We start from the raw sequence: 17,008 nt of genomic DNA, 5'->3' as shown, positions 1-17,008 counted from the left end.
CATAAAAGGCTTACTTTTGCGGTCAGATTTAAAAACGGTCCCATAGCTCAGTTGGATAGAGCAACAGATTTCTAATCTGTCGGTCTTTGGTTCGAGTCCAAATGGGATCACAAAAGCCTCAAAACAGTGTGTTTTGAGGCTTTTTTTGTACATATCTCAACAAAATAGAAAAATATAATAATAAATTCCCATTCCCTTTCCATCTCCCATCCTCATTGATAAAGCCCCAAATGGTATAAAAAACAGAATACGCATGGTTTTTTCATGAATTATGGGTATATTTATAAGGTCTTTTACCCGAAATAGTCCCCGTTACTCAACTTCTACCGCTCAAAAAACGGGAGGAACCATCTCTCTACCATAATGATGACTGCAAATAGACCTCAAAGGCACCAACTGTCGGTGTGGGTTTTGCTCTACTTAGGCCTCTCCATGGCTTGTCAACCCCAAAAGGAAACCAAAGCAACCTCCGATAGTCAAACAACGGCCCAAATTATCTGCGGGACCGCCCCCAGCGACAAAGCTTGGTATAGCTCGGGGCAGAAAGCGGCCCGTTTTGATAGTCTAGGCGACCTGAGTTTTCCCATCACCACCAAAAGCCCCGAGGCGCAAAAGTTTTTTAATCAGGGGCTTATGTTAGCCGTTGGCTTTAATCACGCCGAGGCAGCGCGTTCGTTTTACGAAGCCATTCGGCTGGATTCCACCTGCGCCATGGCCTACTGGGGCTTTAGCTACGTGTTGGGGCCCAACTACAATGCAGGGATGGAACCCGACAACTACGAGCGTGCGTATAAGGCAGTGAGGCAGGCAATGCAACTTTCGGCCAATTGTACCGATAAGGAAAAAGCTTTGATTAATGCATTGGACAAACGCTATTCCGCCAAACCAATAGAAGACCGCAGGGCCTACGATGAGGCTTATTCGAAAGCAATACAGCAAGTTCACGAACAATTTCCCGACGATGCCGACATTGCGGCCCTCTACGCCGAATCGCTGATGGATTTACACCCTTGGGATTTGTGGGAACACGACGGCCGCCCAAAGCCTTGGACGCCGGGCATTATTGCGGCTCTCGAAAAATTGCTCGTTCGCAACCCCAACCACATTGCCCTCAATCACTATTATATACACGCCGTTGAAGCCTCACGAACGCCCGAGCGCGGACTGAGGAGCGCCGCAATTCTCGGCAAAGTAGCTCCCCGCTCTAGCCATTTGGTACACATGCCTTCGCATATTTATATCCGTACGGGCAACTACCACGAAGGCTCATTGAGCAACTGGCGAGCCGTGGAAGTCGATAGCCTTTACCTGATGCAAAACCACGCCCAGGGCGCTTTTCCGCTGTATTACTTTCCGCACAACTATCACCTGTTGGTGGCCACGGCTACCCTCGAAGGCAATTATCAATGGGCCATGAAGTCGGCGCAAAAGGTGGCCGAAAACACCCACAAAAAATTGATGGCTGATCCCGCCTGGGCTACACTTCAGCATTATTATAGCGTTCCTTATCACGTGGCAATCAAATTTTCAAAATGGGATGAGCTACTCAGGATGTGCCAGTCGGATACCGTTCGACTTAAATACCCGACTGCTATCCGTCACTACGCCCAGGGAATGGCTTTGGCTGGCAAACACCAACTGGCACAGGCGAAAACAGAACTCCAACAACTCGAAAAACAAATGGCAGACCCTGACATAGCCCAACTGACCATTAGTGGAATCAATCACATGACTGCCATCCTCAAAATAGCCCATCTAGTCTTGAAAGCAGAAATTTTGGTGCAGGAAGGGCAGCTTCCTTCGGCCATCAAATGGCTACGCGAAGCCGTCGTGATGGAAGATGCCCTGAATTATCAAGAACCCCCAGATTGGTTCTTTTCGGTGCGCCATCATTTGGGCGCGGCGCTCCTAAAAGCCAAAAGTTACGATGAGGCGGCAACCGTATACAATGACGATTTAGTGGTATTTCCGCGCAATGGTTGGGCGTTGACGGGCCTTCATGAGGCACAGATGAAGATGGGAGCCGTTGAAGAGGCAAAAAAAACACAAACATTATTGAATGATGCTTGGAAATGGGCTGATAAAGACTTGAAATCAAAAATGCTGAACGATTTTTAAACTTTATAAGGATTATGCCTGAAATCAAGTCAACATTTTTTTGTACCAAAAATCAGGTCTTGGACTACATAATTATATGATTATTAGCAATCTAACATTGTAATTTTTCAAGCTCATTATCCATGACTTTGTAGATTAAAGAACGGAATTGTTAAAATACCCCCTCGATAAATCCCGTCTGTTTTCGAAGTAAAAAAATACGCTTATCAGAAATGAAAGAACCCGTATGGCATCGCCACACGGGTTTCTTTAATATACTCAACGTTATGAAAATAAAATAAATTATTTCACTTATCCAAAAATAGTAAATTATACCTAAAATATAAAATAAATCTTTAACGAAATTTTTAGCTACCGCAATTTTACGCCTATTTCGTTGATTTTCTAACGTATAGCGCCCTACCGTGAGCATTATTTTATGCCTAATACGTCTAGCCAAAAGTAAAATTTTTATAGCCCTTAAAAGACAATACTCCGTAAAAGTAGAATTATAATATCCCTACAAAAATCGCACTTCGTATCACATAACCAGCTGCGTAATCATACAAAATCTCCAAAGATGAGCTTTATTATGCAGGCGGACAGGCAATGATGCCCCAGCATCTGTTTATACATTTAGTATATTGAAACATCCTGATAAACGACAGTTTTTTTTACCACAAAAAATGCTGCGTAATAGGCAGGTAGTAATTACCTCATAAAAATGAATTAAAAATAGATACCAAAAATTTATTTTATATACCAATAAGAAAATTCAGGTAACTAAATACCCAAAACATTCAGGCTGAATTACGGCCTAGAGATTCCCCTAACATTGTACATCCTACATTGAAAATTTTAATTTTAAAATTAACTCGGTAACTCACTCACTATCAGGCATAAATATACCTATACGGCCATTTATCTACTTTTTGGCACAAAAATTGCGATTATTTCAACAACCATTGCTTACAAAAGTATACTAAAGTTACCCCCTTATGAAAATAGCCTATTACCTAAATCAAGGAAGGCAAAAAAATCTATACTGCCAGATTATTGACGATACTGAAAGAATATCCTTTTCACTGAATCAAACGATTGTGGAGGAAGAATGGAATTCTTCAAAAGAAAGAAGCCCCCACACTGAGTCTTACTTTACAATGCTCACTAACCTCAACAAATACCTGCTAACAAAATACAGTGAATTGAAAAAAACCGAAAATCAGGGCGTACTGAAAATGCTCAAAACAAATGTCAAGACCCTTATTGACGGGGCGGGCATTGAAAGTATTTCTAATAAAATGGGCAAAAAAAGACCAAACCAAACCGTGATTCCGCCAATCAGTCACTTCGTACTTGCCTTCCAACGCTACTCAGGACTGAAAAAAGGAGAATTCAGGACCATAGAAAAAGAAGAGAGGGTCTATTTTCGTACCAACGAAAATAGCATATACACGATTGATACCTACCCAGGACTTACCAATCGCTTGACTTCATTAATTCAGAACCGTGCCTATGAACACCTCCGTAAAACAACTGACGAAAGCATTTGGAATGCCGTTTTTGAAGGAATAAAAGTCGACAAGCAAACCCTATTGGCCAAATTACAACAAGAATTAGAAATCTTTCGGCAACATTTACCCCATGAAGAGCGCTCGAAAATAGACCATTTATCACCGCAAAAATTTCTTGAAAATTTTAGCTCCTTCAAAACAAGTTATCAAGGAATAAAATCTTGTGCATCCTCAGCCTGTTCGTTAGAGAGGCCCCTTTTATTTCCGCTGATTGTTTTGGCTCTGATGAATTACTTCAATCCCGCTATATTTTATGAACAATATTGCGCCATTGAATTTAGCGGAGAAGAATGGGAAGGAATTATAACTGATGAAAACGAGGGGGAACATCCAACGTTATTTTTTATAAAAACGGTTGATCGGTTTTAAATCTATCCGTTAAAAATGGGCCCTACGACTGCCTAATCAGTCCTATCCCCAACCTGCTTGTCATTTTAAACACATAACCTATCGGCAATTCTACTTCTGCCTGAACGAGGCTTTCGTTCAGGGCTTTGTGCTTTACATTGTTTTGAAAATTTCTATTTTTACCCAACCAAAGGGCGTGATTTATTGCGGTTTTGTCAATACCTTTATACGTATTTCGTATGTCTTTGACCCGATAACGTTTGATAAAACTCTACCATGAACCGCTTTAAAATCACAAGAAAGCTATTGCCCTACTTCGCCATTTTTTTTCTATTTCAAATTGCAAAAGCCCAAGAAATAAAACCCGTATTTGAAGGGTACAAATTGATGCGAAGCGATGAAAATGAGGACTTTTGGCGAAAAAACAAGCCAACAAAGCCCTTGTTATACCCATTGAAACTAATTCCACTCAACCCTTCTCACAGCGTTAATTTTACGATTGGCGGCCAAATACGAACCCGTTATGAAGTTTTCCAAAACGATACATGGTCAGACAATCCAAAGCAAGACAAGGGTATCTACGGGCACCGACTTGCCCTTCATACGGGCTTACAATTAGGCAAACACTTCCGGGTTTTCGGCGAATTATACCACGGCTTTTACGGGCAAAAAGTTTTTTCTCAATACGAAAAACTAGACCTGCATCAAGCATTGGCCGAGTTTACGTTGCCGTTGGAAACCACCCAGTTGAAGTTAATCGCTGGGCGGCAAGAATTCAACTGGGGTACGGGTCGGATCGTTTCCCTCCGCGAAGCGCTGAATATGCGCCGGAGTTTTGACGGAGCGAGACTAATTTCGAAATCCCATAAATTAAAAATTGAGGGATTTTATGCACTGGAAGTCATCCCTCAATTCGACCCTTTCAACAACAGTTCTCGTCATGCGCCCAAGTTTTGGGGAGTAAATTTCGCTTTTGCGTTACCGAAAAAATTGGGCAACCTTGAGTTATACTATTATGGTTATCAACGAATTAACGCCAAATTCCAAAATGCTTCTGGCCTTGAAACGCGTCATTCACTGGCATTTAGGGCCTCCATTGAAAACGGCAAACACTTTAACCATAACTCGGGTATTATTTACCAGTTTGGCAGCATCGACAAGTCGACCATCAGTGCGTGGTCGTTTCAATCCGATATGCATTATATATGGAGCGAAGCCCGCTACAAACCCAATCTAGGACTCAAATTAGAGTACGTAACGGGCGACAAAAATGCCTCCGATCAACAATTAAATACGTTTAACCCCATGTTTAACAACCCTTCCTATTTTGGTTTGTTGAACAAGATGACTTCTATGAATTTAAAAGGCATCCATCCTTCTTTTCAACTGAATCTCAAACCCACGTTGAGGGTTAAGGCAGAAGCCAATTTTTACTGGAGAGCAAACAAAAATGACGGACTGTATGCCCCGTCGTTGGCCAACATCAGAGCTGGAAAAAATACGCAGGATAGTTACATCGGTACGCAGTTGGGGGCTTCATTTGAATGGGATTTGAGTAAAAATGTCACTTTTTCCAATGAATTCGCCTATTATGTAGCGGGTAAATACCTCGAAGATAGCGGGGGGGCCGAAAATATAACTTACAACGTAACAACCCTAAATTTTAGATTTTAGACTCTATAGAAAAATTTCGATGAAACCTTTCTTCCTCAATCCCCTTGCTACCGTTCATCAGCTTTATCAACAGTGGGAACGGCATTTTCCATTTCTAAAATTACGAATTTACTCCCCTTCCTATCAACTGATGGATGAAAATACTCCCCAAGTTTCTTTACAAGCGCTTTCATCAACTGCTGAGCATCAAACAGAACTCCAAGTTGACCCTAACATGAGCGTTCGTTTGTTTCTTGAAACCTTCCAAAATACTTTTGGACTAAGGGCGGAAGTGCTTCGTCATTCGGGTTATTCGTGGGATGAAACCGAGAATACCGACCTTTGGACATTAACGGAGCAAAACCAAAAGGGTAAAGAGCAATCTCAGATTTACCGCACAAAAGAATCCTAACGGAAGTTAAAACACACTAAACACCTAAAAATCAACCCATAAGATAGGGTATAATGTCGTCATTGATTAACGTTTCGATGCTGTGCTGGGTATCGACTTTGATTGAAAAGTCAACGTAGTCTTCTATTGAATACTCAATTTCAAAACGAGTGGCGACGTAATCACTGTTTCTTAAATCAGAAATGGTGGGTTCGGCCTCCCGTTTTTTCAGTCGTTCTCTGATTGTTTTCTCCGTAGCCATGGTTTGAATCACCACCAAACGACCCCCTTTTTGCTCACAAACCACTCGTAGCTGCTTCAAGTATTCTTTGTTACGATAGGTTGCATCCAAAATCACGGCCCCAAATTTGTCGATTTCAGCTAAACCTTTCTCCGCCAATGCTTGATAAACACCCTCGGTCACTTGTGCTTCGTATAAGTGTGCACGTTCAGCATCGGGCAAGCGTTTGTAAAGGTCGACGCCTGCCTGTTGTTTACGAATTATATCCGAACTCAAAACCGAAAGGCCAAACTCGTTGGCGAGCGCAGTGGCCAGCGTTGATTTTCCCGTAGCGCCGCCCCCCATACAAACAATCACAGTCGACATCGAACCCAAAACCGCGTACCGAAAAGCCAGTTGGAAATAGCGAACCGCTTTTTGCTGACTTTCCAGCCGTACCTCTGTCGATACTTCTGTTTCTCTGAATTTGATGGTATCAACCTTGCCCCGAACACAGGCCCGATAAATTTTGTAAAAATTCAACAACAAACTCACATCGTCTTTTTCCAACACCGCCAGCAGTTTATGTTGAAGATAAGCCGCCTGCGGATAGCAGTGCCGATATTCCAAATCCATCAAAAGAAAGGCCAAATCATTGAGCCAGTCGAGGCACCTCAACCGCTGGCTAAATTCAATGCAATCGTAAACAGTCACGGTATTGTGCTCGATATGAACATGTTCTGAGCGTAAATCTCCGTGCCCTTCAATGATTTTACCCAGCTGTATGCGCGCTTCCAGAGGGCCTTTATTCCTTTCAATGAATTGAAACAAAGCGGTTTGAATCCATCGAGCCGCCAAGGGGCTCAGTGTTTGTCCAGTGGAATCAGGAAAATCAGACGTAATTTCCAGCATTGTTGTTTTAATGGATTCAATGCTTGCGAAGGCCGAAATTTCGGGTGAAGTAGGCGTATTTTGATAAAACGTAAGCAGGCGATTGGCCAATAAATCCATTAGGGACATCGGAAAATCAGGCGATTTCAGACGATTTATCAATAAATTTTCGTCAGAAAGCCGTCGCATTTTAATCACATATTCAACCACTTCGCCCTCCGCTCGAAAACTCAGTTTGTTCCCATCCCAATAAATGGGTAAAATCCCTAAATACAAATCCGTACTAAGCCGTTGGTTCAGTCGAACTTCTTCTTGACAATAAAATAAGCGTTTTGTGAGAGTAGAAAAATCCAGAAAGTCAAACAGAACACTTTTTTTTAATTTATACACAAACTGCCCCGTAAGAGATACTACCGAAATGTGGGTTTGAAGTATTGAGACCTCCTCCGTAGGAGTGTCATAAGACGTTTTGTCTGACAAAAACTTGATAAAATCAACAAGTACGGGAACAGAAGCCATAATGCTTACAAGGTTTGTTACAATTAAGGCATAAAAACCAACATTTTACTAAACGCCTGAAAGCATTATAGGATTAGCAGCCACGAGCATAAAAAGTTTACAAGCCAAAATAGCGCATTTCTCTGAATATCAATCATTAACCTGAGTAATATCATGTTTAACTCGTTACCAAATGTTTAAATTTGTTGGTCTGCGATTGCAAAACAGCGATAAGAGTAGAACATCTTTAATCCAATGAGCATGAAACCCAAGATAGTTTTCCCCCAAATGTACTTTTGGGTTCTAATTTTATTTCTTGCGCATCCTATTGTACTTATTGCTCAAATCCCCTATTTGACCGCTGAAAACAGTCAAAGCGACATTTATCCCGCCGATACCCATTCTAACTTTCTCCCAAAATCTACGGCTCAGACGGCATCTTCAAACCCTCCAAGGGTGCGAATTGCTTACATTGTTCCATCCAATCGAACTCCTCAACCGAATTATGAGAAGAACCTTCAGTTTGCCATTGAAATGGCCCAAATGTGGTACCGAAATGCAATGAATCAGAATGGATTTGGACCAAAAACGTTTATCTACGAACCGGAAGAAGATTCTCCAAGGCCCAAAATACACCTCGTAAATGTTCCCGAAACAGATAACGTTTTAAGGGGTGCCGAAAACGATGGGTACGGATTATTTGATAGGACAAAAGCAGCAGCCAAAAATGCAGGTCTTAGCGTAGATTCAGAGGGCGAGGTATGGGTATTGATTCCAGAGACCCATGTACAAAGGCCCAACGGGAGTTTTTATGGCACACTTGCCTTGGGCGGTGGAGGCGGAAGCGGCAATAACTCAGGCGTTGCTCAACTAGGAAGCAGCGTCATTCCACTATTTGACCCTCAAGGATTGATAGATGATACTCCCTACGCAGGGCACATAATTCCCGAATTAGGACCTTATCCGTTGGTGCAAGACAGTTCGTTTGTTTGGTTTGAAGGCCACACCTTCAGTACGGTTGCCTCTTCCTATTTGGGAGCACTATGCCATGAAATGGGCCATGCTTTTGGCCTTAGCCATGATGCACGGCAAGACAATAATTTTTTTGGAGGCCTGATGTACAATGGTTTAAGGGGAATTAGAGGCAGTTTTTTTCCTACACTTTTCCCCAACCACTACACCCGTTTAGAATACGGCTCTTCACTACAATTGAACGTAAGCCATTATTTTAACCGAGATAAAAAAATTACTACAATACCCACGGTGTATACCTTCACCTCAGGTACAGTCACTCCCATAAATGGACTCTTAAATATTCAAATGGCCGCGTATGATATTGACACCCTCTCATACGTTTTGTTATACGATAAATACGGAGACGTGATTGACGAAGTATCGGTCAACTATACTAGTGTTGGGCTTACCTTACAAACCCCTTACTACACCGCAGGGGTCAATAATGAGTTTTTTATTTCGGTGGGTGACAAACAAGGGAATCGAAAATTTAGCCCTAAATTCTACATCTTCGTCAACGCTGGTGGCAACCAAGCCCCCAAACCATTTTTAAAGATTTTGTATCCCAATGCTCCGTCTCAAGGCAAAAGTACTGTTTTTAATAGCAAAAGTTCTGATGACTTTGAGAAAGGTTCTTACACCACCGAATTTGATATAAACAACGACGGCACTTACGATACTCCTCCACTCGCGGCCAACGAATATTCCCATGAGCTTACCCAAACAGGCCCCTACATGGCACGAATCAGAGTAACTGACGCCGCAGGTGCTTTCTCGGTTTCAAGCCCAATCAGCGGAAATTTTGGCAATACATGCGGCGTTGATCCACCAAGAATCACTGGTAAAAACAAAGTTTGTCCCAGCTCTCCCGTACAACTCACTGTTTATGGTTGTTATGGTACATTGGTGTGGTCAAATGGCGAAACAACGGCTTCCATAGTCGTTACGCCAACTACAACAACGGTTTATAGCGTTAGTTGCAGTTATGGATGTTCGGCTCAAACAAGTCTGCCCTTCACGGTCGAAGTCACTCCCAATACTGTTACGTTATCAAATATCGCCACTCCAGGCCCTCAAATTGCTGCTCAAACGCTCATTTCGACCCAGCAAATACCAGCGAGCACCACTGTTTCTTACTTTGCTGGCAATAGTATTGAACTTTTGCCTGGATTTTATGGGGCCAATAGCAGCGTTTTTACCGCGCTCATAAAGGATTGTAATACCCCTTTGGCCAACAATGATTCTTTTAATGCTGTACCAGGCTTCGCCCGCACTTTGAACGTATTATCCAATGATATTAATCCCGATGGCCTATCGGATGTGTTACAACCCGAAATATCTGTTCACCCCACAAAAGGAACGGTTACGGTTAACCCCAGCGGTACTATTACTTATACCCCGAATGAAAACGCCAAAGGTACCGACTCTTTTGTCTATTCTTTATGTAGTAAACTCACTCCCTCTTTATGCACTAGTGCACAGGTGAGCATCGACTTAAACTACCTAAACCCCGTTGTCAACGCGGGTTTTGATACGCCAGTTACCTTCAACAATCCTCCTTGGCAAAAAGGTGGCTGGAAAACCTATCAGGCTGTATTTTCATGGCTATCTGGTCAAGGACGAAACGGTTCAAATGGCATCAAGATTTATTCAGGGCCTCCTGATGGGCCCGTAGTAAGCAACGATGTGTACGTATATCAGGCAGTAACATTGAGCCCCAATACCAATTATATAGTATACGGCTGGGTAAAAACAGAAAATGTAACCACCAATTCCAACCCAAACGGAGTAGGTGCTTGCCTTAGCTTGATTATTGCGGGCAATAACTGGCCCCCAATAAGTAGCCATTTAAAAGGCACGAATGATTGGACTCGGCTATCGCTCTCGTTCAATTCGGGGGCAACAGGTACTGTTACCATTGCCTGCCGTCTGGGCTACGCCAATGCTGACTCTGAAGGCACTGCTTTCTTTGACGATTTGATCATCGTTCCTCAATTTCCATAAAAAAACAAAACCTACCAATGGGCCCGACGTAGTTTATCAGGATGTAAAATTTGGATACCACCAGAGGTTGACATCTCAATCAGCCCATCTAGCTTAAATTCACTTAAAGTCCGAATCAGCGACTCCGTTGCCGTACCCACCATGGCCGCCAAGTCATCCCGAGAGAGCTGAATTGCTTTGGCCGAATCAAGGTTTTGCAGACGCAGTAAAGTATCGGCTACTCGCCTACGTAGGGAGTTATACGCCATGACCAACAGTTGTTGTTCTCGCTGTTCTAGCTGGTAGGCCAATAATTTAACAAACAGTTCACTCACCTCGTGGTCGGTCAGAAGCAATTGTTGAAATTCGGTTTTAGGGATATAAATTAATTCAGAATTGACCAACGCCACGGCCGAGTCCATGTAGTCACTACCCTCCAAAAGCGCAGTATAGCCCAAAAAGTCACCCGTATTGTAGATGCCTGTAATCAACTCTTTCCCCTCGGCATTGGCCCGTACCGTTTTAACTTGGCCCGACTTGACATAAAACAACCGCACTGAATCATCGCCTTCTAAATATACGTATTGCTTTTTTTGAACGGCATGAATTTTTCGTTCAGATAAAATACGTTGTAGATTCCCCTTTTTGGAAGACTTTTCTGAGACATTATTCGAAATTGTCAGTTCTGAAGCCTCATTGTTGGCCTTTAGATGAGATACTCGTTTTAGCCGGCTGTCGATGGCACTGAGCAACTCACTTTCTTCGAAGGGCTTCGTAATGTAATCATCTGCCCCCAAATCCATTCCTTTTCGAAAATCATTACGATCCGTTTTGGCGGTCAGAAATATAAAAGGCACACAGCAAAGTTTAGGATTGGTATTAAAAATTTGGAGAACTCCGTAACCGTCCAAAATGGGCATCATAACATCACAAATGACCAAATCTGGTTTATTTATCAACGACTTTTCTACCCCAATCTTCCCATTTTCGGCAGTTTGAACATTATATCCAACCATTTCCAAAATCTCAGCTGTATTTTCACGAATCCCTGGGTTGTCTTCAATTAAGAGAATAGTTTTCATAAAGTTAAGTTAATCATGGATTGTGTCACAATTCAGTATTTGAAATAAAGTACCTGAGGAAACTCTAATTTATATACCGAATTAGAATCACAATAAATATCCAAAACAGACATACCAACTTTACTGACAAAAATCAGTGTTCTAAAAATAAAGTAATACAAACGCCCCAAAAGGGACAAAATAGTACTCCTTCCCATTAATAGTCAACATTTTACAATACACAACCCGAGTTAATTACCCTGATTTATCTTCCGTCCTTCAAGTATTCACAAATTAACCTATTGGTATACATTCATTTTAGAAGATATGCCTTTTGATGAGAGGGTCAGGAAGTAAAACGCCAGCGTATAGGCATTTTTCATTTCAATAAAAAACCTGCACGACATGGTCATGCAGGTTTGGAAGTATTACTCAACGTTATGAAATATGACATATATACGAAGGATTTCAAATTTTAGATGTTGTCCTTCATTTTTTTAACCCCACAATATCAAAAGCAACCAACTTTTCATCGCCTATTTTCATCAAAAGGTATTGAAAACAAAGCACTAAAAAGCATATTTTAAACACACACTTAAATAGAGTCAATAAAATATGGAAATAATAATATTAAAGTAAATGGGTACATTTATTTGGCATTATCATGGCCTAAAAACCTTAAAATAATCAAAATAAGAGGGCTTATCATCAAAACTTAACCCTGACAATATCTTACCGAGAAGGATATTAAAAAAAAAGAATACACTTGCAAAATGTCATATTAAACTGTAAGTTTGTAATATATATCCCTGAATCTTTTTTATAGCACCCAAAAATATCCATGACAGTATTTTAGAAATATTCTATTTCGCCCAATTCCTAGATTAAAAAATATTGTACTTTATTACTACTACAAAGTATATTCCAATTAAAAGAACAGCCTTGAGTAGTACGATAAATTGAAAGTATCGTTATAGCTATATACGTTCCTTAAATAAAAGTACCAATAACCTAACTCAACATTATGGAATCGCCCATTTTAACCCCTACTAAAGAGCAGAAATGCCCTTATTGTAAATCTGTTGCCATTGACCGACGAAGACGCCCTCTTTTTGTACGAAGTGTTTTATTCTTTTTGCCCCTAAAATACTACCGATGCGATAGTTGCCAGCGGCGTTTCTATCTTTTTAATTGATGTTAGCCCACGCCCCTAGCCCATAAGTAATTCCCACACGGGTCTTATGACGCAACCCATTGCATCATAAGACCCGTTAAATATCCACAATAAGTCCCTAAGGCATAGCCCAAAATTGAGAGCAAAACCCCAACGGGAGCCAATGAAGCATGAAAAGCCGCCGCCACGACAGGCGCCGAAGCTGCTCCACCAATATTGGCCTGTGAGCCCACCGCCGTGAAGAAAAAAGGCGCTTTCACCAGTTTTGCCACGCTAAGCGTAATGATGATGTGAATCGCCATCCAAATAATACCCACCAAAAATAGCCCAGGATTTTCGGCTACCGCAAACAAATCCATTTTCATTCCGATCGTTGCCACCAAAAGATACAAAAACAGAGAGCCTATTTTGGAAGCCCCCGCAAATTCAAGTTTGCGAAGCGGCGTAAATGACAAAAGAATACCAATAAACGTAACGATTGAGACTATCCAGAAGAAAGTAGAAGTCAAGCTCAATTTTTCAAGGGAAGGATAGTTAGTTTTGATAAAAGGAGCAATAAAATCGGCCAAAAGGTGTGACAAACCCGTTGCACCGAATCCGACCGCCGCAATCAAGACGATATCGCGCAGGCTAAAAATCCGCTGAGAGGCTTTCTGTTCACTATCGAGCCGGTGTCTCAATTCATCAATGGCCGAAACATCCGCCTTAAAGGCCCGGTCGATGCGGGCCGAAAAACCAACTCCGTAAATCAATACCGCCATCCAGATTTCGGCCGTAATGACATCTACCGCAATGACCTGCGAGAACAGACGGTCGCTGGGCTGAAACACTTCTTTCAACGCCGTTTGATTGGCCCCTCCCCCAATCCAACTTCCAGCAATGGTGGCCAATCCCCGCCAAACCGCATTGGCGCCTTCACCTCCCACTATCTCTGGGTTTATGATTTTCACTAGCCCAACCGCCACGGGCCCACCCACCATAACCCCCAAAGTTCCCGCCAGAAACACCATCAATGCCTTCGGGCCAAGTTTCATAACGGCCTTAAAATCCATTCCGAGGGTAAAATAAACCAAACACGCGGGCAACAAGTACTGTGAAACCACAGGATAAAGTTTTGATTCTTCGCCTGATATTACCCCAAAGGTATTTAAAAGCCCTGGCACAAAATAACAGAGCAACAAGGGCGGTACAATTCCATAAAATTTTTGCCAGAAGGGATGTTTGAGCGAAGCGGTGTGAAAAATAAGTGCCAAAACTACAAAAAGAAGACCAAGCACTGCCGCGTCGGAATGGATCATGTGTATAAGAGGTTAGGAAAATGAAATGCAAATCAAAGCAAACTTTTGCAGTCGTCCCAACCTCAGCGGTCTTAGTTGGGCACAAAAAAAACACACAGGCCTCAAAATTGAGCCTGCGTGTCGCAATTACACTTCATCAACAAACTAAAAACCAAATAGTTTTATTTTTAGAGATTGTGTCAAAACGACACGTCACTTTATATTTTAAAAGGATAACAAGTGGAAATAGATATAATCCAACAAGCTATCCTTCAATACGATTCAGTCAGTTGGCACTGCCTGAGTTTGCTTGCTGTAGGAGGGGGATTCGAACCGCCCACGGTGCAGTTAGCCGCGATACAAAGTTTGGTGGTCTACCCCAGTCGACTAGAGTGCCGGCATTATATCGTGTTTGTCCTGTTGTCACCACCCCCGAGACAGGAGGGCATGGCTGCCAAGTTTCATCATCCTACAGTATAAAAGAACTTTACTTTTTGAATTTACTGACTAAGCGCTGCTTTTCGGTAAATTGACAATGCAAAATTAATAGAGTTTCTTATTTATTGCAAATTTTACATAAATATTTTTAAAAATTTTGATTTCTTTCAACAAAACGGCATTTTTGTTGAAAGAAATCAAAATTTATCACTTCATCATGGACAAAAATTTAGAAATTGATAAAATTGACGGAACCGACCTTAAAATCCTCGCTATTTTACTCGACGACGCCCATCTTCCATACACCGAAATAGGCAAGCGCGTACACGTATCTGGAGGCACCGTGCACGTGCGCATGAAAAAATTGGAGCAACTAGGCATTGTCAAAGGAGCACAACTTTTGGTAGACCAAACAAAATTGGGCTGGGACATCAGCGCATTTTTAGGAATTTACCTTGATAAAAGCTCGATGTACGAAGACGTGGCTGTGCAGCTCGAAAAAATCCCCGAAGTGGTCAATATACACTATACAACAGGCATTTACAGTATCTTTGCCAAGATTGTCTGTCGCGATACCCAGCACCTTCGACAGGTATTACACGATAAGATTCAAAAAGTCAGTGGTATTCAACGCACCGAAACGTTTATCTCTCTCGAAGAGCGCATTGCGCGCTCCATTCCGTTGGATGTATAAAATCAAATAGCCCAGTTAGTACATATTCTCTTCCTTTTCTTTAGTCTTCTGAACACTTCTCCGTCTCAGATGGTTAATTGTTGGTGCTGTAAGAAATCCGAGGCGGTTCTATTGGTAAAATACCAGAATTACGTAGTTTTTGATACATTTGCGTAATCCATTCTTCAATGCCTCATGCAATAGGCCTGTCCCATTATGTTGAAGAATGAAACAAAACTCCCCTTGGGATCGGGGCATCTGACATATATGAAATTAACGTTTTGGGGGGCTGCCCAACAAGTGACGGGCAGCATGTACCTTCTCGAATTAGATGATGATTATCGGATTTTGATTGATTGTGGTTCCGATTTTGAGAGCGGTGATCGTAAGCGTAACACCAAAGAAGCCAGCCCATTTCCCAATGCCTTGTTCCCGTTTGATGCATCTGTCATCAATCTTGTATTGCTCACCCACGCCCACATTGACCATTCAGGAAATATCCCTAACCTGTACCGCGACGGATACGAAGGTCAAGTGCTTTGTACCGCCCCTACCTATGGGTTAACGGCCATTCTGTTGAAAGATGCCGCCATGCTTAATCAAAAGCGGCTAAACGAAATCAACAGCGCCGACAGTCAAAAAAAATACCGAAAAGGACGCAAGAAAAAAGAATTGCCCAAAGATTTATACTTGGAAAAACAAGTAAAGGATGCGCTCGAAAACTTCGTACCACTGGCGTTTAATCGCCGGTTCAAAGTAGCTGATCAGTGTTTTGTTACGTTTGTTCCAGCAGGGCATTTGTTGGGTGCGGCTCATATTTTGATTGAAGTATGGGAAAACGGCCAAAAGAAAACCATCGGTTTTTCGGGAGATATTGGTCGAAAAGGCTATCCTTTGTTAATTGACCCGGGCGTTCTTCCACCCGTAGACTACCTCGTGTGCGAGTCTACTTACGGTAATCGTGTCCATGAGAACAACCTCAGTCCCGAAGCCGCATTGGCCGATGTCATAAAGCGTACGTGCGTGGATATTCCCGGGCGGCTCATTATCCCTTCTTTCAGCGTTGGCAGAACGCAGGCGTTGCTCTACACGCTCAATAAACTATACAACGAACATAACCTCCCTCCCATCAAAGTTTTTGCCGATAGCCCCCTAGCTTTTGAGAGTTCGAGGGTGTATCAACGAAACATCCGGATGCTCAATCGGGAGGCCCGCGAGTTTCAGGAAGAGAACGAATCCTTGTTTGATTTTGAAAATTTAATTTACGTCGAAAAAACAGAAGTAAGCCGTAGCATTTCCAATCATGCCGAGCCTTGTATTATCATTTCATCTTCGGGAATGATACAGGGCGGACGAGTGGAATACCATGTGGCTCAGAACATTAGCAATCCTTACTGCACTATTTTGCTCATTGGATATTGTGCCGAAGGAACCCTTGGTTGGCGCCTAATGAATGGTCAAACCACGCTACGCATCCGGGGGAAAGACGAACAAGTATTGGCCAATATCGAAAAAATTGACGTATTTAGCGGTCACGGAGACCGCGACGACTTGGTCGAATTTGTCCAAAAGCAATCGCCCGACCACTTGAAAAGAGTATTCCTTGTTCACGGAGAAACGCCAAGTATGGAGGCGTTTAAGGAAACCCTAGAATCAGTCGGTTACAAAAACATTGAGATTCCCCAAAAGGGACAAACATTTGAATTGTAAGCAACT

General features: G+C 42.3%; 10 protein-coding genes and 1 tRNA gene. 8 read left to right on the top strand and 3 right to left on the bottom strand.

Annotated features, from left to right (window positions below):
• The first annotated feature begins 36 nt into the window (after nt 1-36).
• The 5 genes from NCI00_RS07005 (at nt 37) to NCI00_RS06985 (ending at nt 6,084) form a co-directional block, all read left to right on the top strand.
• Nucleotides 37-110: transfer RNA gene (locus tag NCI00_RS07005), tRNA-Arg, on the top strand.
• A gap of 253 nt (nt 111-363) precedes the next feature.
• The gene (locus NCI00_RS07000) at nt 364-2,118 is read left to right on the top strand and encodes a tetratricopeptide repeat protein (RefSeq protein WP_253526261.1); all 1,755 of its coding nucleotides are present in this window, start codon (nt 364-366) and stop codon (nt 2,116-2,118) included.
• 977 nt (nt 2,119-3,095) lie between these two features.
• A complete protein-coding gene (locus tag NCI00_RS06995) occupies nt 3,096-4,040 on the top strand; it encodes a hypothetical protein (protein WP_253526260.1) in 945 nt (314 codons plus the stop codon).
• 432 nt (nt 4,041-4,472) lie between these two features.
• Nucleotides 4,473-5,693 carry an alginate export family protein gene (locus NCI00_RS06990; protein ID WP_253526259.1) on the top strand — a complete coding sequence of 407 codons (1,221 nt, stop codon included), beginning with the start codon at nt 4,473-4,475 and terminating at the stop codon, nt 5,691-5,693.
• 19 nt (nt 5,694-5,712) lie between these two features.
• Entirely contained in the window at nt 5,713-6,084 is a 372-nt protein-coding gene (locus NCI00_RS06985; RefSeq protein WP_253526258.1) for a hypothetical protein, read from the top strand.
• A gap of 31 nt (nt 6,085-6,115) precedes the next feature.
• Here the strand turns inward: NCI00_RS06985 and NCI00_RS06980 are convergent, their stop codons facing one another.
• A complete protein-coding gene (locus NCI00_RS06980) occupies nt 6,116-7,693 on the bottom strand; it encodes a bifunctional aminoglycoside phosphotransferase/ATP-binding protein (protein ID WP_253526257.1) in 1,578 nt (525 codons plus the stop codon).
• Nucleotides 7,694-7,933: 240 nt separating this feature from the next.
• Here NCI00_RS06980 and NCI00_RS06975 point away from each other — a divergent pair, with 240 nt between their 5' ends.
• A complete protein-coding gene (locus NCI00_RS06975; protein WP_253526256.1) occupies nt 7,934-10,690 on the top strand; it encodes a 3-coathanger stack domain-containing protein in 2,757 nt (918 codons plus the stop codon).
• An 11-nt stretch (nt 10,691-10,701) separates the two neighbouring features.
• Here the strand turns inward: NCI00_RS06975 and NCI00_RS06970 are convergent, their stop codons facing one another.
• The gene (locus tag NCI00_RS06970) at nt 10,702-11,751 is read right to left on the bottom strand and encodes a response regulator (RefSeq protein ID WP_253526254.1); all 1,050 of its coding nucleotides are present in this window, start codon (nt 11,749-11,751) and stop codon (nt 10,702-10,704) included.
• Between the two features lie 1,218 nt (nt 11,752-12,969).
• Complete coding sequence (locus tag NCI00_RS06965; protein WP_253526253.1) at nt 12,970-14,202, bottom strand: DUF819 family protein; 1,233 nt, start codon at nt 14,200-14,202, stop codon at nt 12,970-12,972.
• Between the two features lie 634 nt (nt 14,203-14,836).
• Between NCI00_RS06965 and NCI00_RS06960 the strand changes: the two genes are divergently transcribed.
• Both NCI00_RS06960 and NCI00_RS06955 read left to right on the top strand, forming a co-directional pair.
• On the top strand, nt 14,837-15,313 hold the full coding sequence (locus tag NCI00_RS06960; RefSeq protein ID WP_114070137.1) for an Lrp/AsnC ligand binding domain-containing protein: 477 nt from the start codon (nt 14,837-14,839) through the stop codon (nt 15,311-15,313).
• A gap of 246 nt (nt 15,314-15,559) precedes the next feature.
• Nucleotides 15,560-17,002 (top strand): MBL fold metallo-hydrolase RNA specificity domain-containing protein, encoded by a 1,443-nt coding sequence (locus NCI00_RS06955; protein ID WP_253526252.1) that lies wholly within the window; start codon nt 15,560-15,562, stop codon nt 17,000-17,002.
• Nucleotides 17,003-17,008: the final 6 nt, after the last annotated feature.

The sequence above is a fragment of the Runella salmonicolor genome (genome assembly GCF_024158025.1).
Lineage (GTDB): Bacteria > Bacteroidota > Bacteroidia > Cytophagales > Spirosomataceae > Runella > Runella salmonicolor.
Note: the sequence above shows the minus strand (reverse complement) of the source record. Positions and strands in the feature narration are given on the sequence as shown.

Bases quoted from the DNA above. Each gene is read 5' to 3' on its own strand.
- NCI00_RS07000 (WP_253526261.1), top strand. From the start codon at position 364: ATGATGACTGCAAATAGACCTCAAAGGCACCAACTGTCGGTGTGGGTT.
- NCI00_RS06995 (WP_253526260.1), top strand. From the start codon at position 3,096: ATGAAAATAGCCTATTACCTAAATCAAGGAAGGCAAAAAAATCTATAC.
- NCI00_RS06985 (WP_253526258.1), top strand. From the start codon at position 5,713: ATGAAACCTTTCTTCCTCAATCCCCTTGCTACCGTTCATCAGCTTTAT.
- NCI00_RS06980 (WP_253526257.1), bottom strand. From the start codon at position 7,693: ATGGCTTCTGTTCCCGTACTTGTTGATTTTATCAAGTTTTTGTCAGAC.
- NCI00_RS06975 (WP_253526256.1), top strand. From the start codon at position 7,934: ATGAAACCCAAGATAGTTTTCCCCCAAATGTACTTTTGGGTTCTAATT.
- NCI00_RS06970 (WP_253526254.1), bottom strand. From the start codon at position 11,751: ATGAAAACTATTCTCTTAATTGAAGACAACCCAGGGATTCGTGAAAAT.
- NCI00_RS06965 (WP_253526253.1), bottom strand. From the start codon at position 14,202: ATGATCCATTCCGACGCGGCAGTGCTTGGTCTTCTTTTTGTAGTTTTG.
- NCI00_RS06960 (WP_114070137.1), top strand. From the start codon at position 14,837: ATGGACAAAAATTTAGAAATTGATAAAATTGACGGAACCGACCTTAAA.
- NCI00_RS06955 (WP_253526252.1), top strand. From the start codon at position 15,560: ATGAAATTAACGTTTTGGGGGGCTGCCCAACAAGTGACGGGCAGCATG.